Origin of the sequence: Pseudomonas bohemica (assembly GCF_002934685.1) — a bacterium.
Lineage (GTDB): Bacteria > Pseudomonadota > Gammaproteobacteria > Pseudomonadales > Pseudomonadaceae > Aquipseudomonas > Aquipseudomonas bohemica.
On the sequence record NZ_NKHL01000112.1, the window covers coordinates 175,724 to 176,015 of the forward strand.

The following is a 292-nucleotide window of genomic DNA, read 5'->3' on the forward strand; positions in this document are numbered from 1 at the left end:
GTGTGACACGGGCAAAGGCGCTGGAGGAGCAGCACGAGGGAAACAGGGACGAATAAGGCCCTCGCTGAACATGGCGATCAGAGGTTCCGAGGGATTGGGGTAACTGGTACATCCGGGAAAGCATCCACTTGGGTAGCGGCTTTCCTCGGCGGTACAAAAAAGCCCGGCATGAAGGTTCGGGCTTTTCCAACATCCAGGCGTATTCAACAGATCGTCAGGCCGTAGCTCTCGGGCTTGGGCTTGGCAGACGCCATTTCGAAGTGATTGCTGGATGCGCGCAGATTGGACTTCA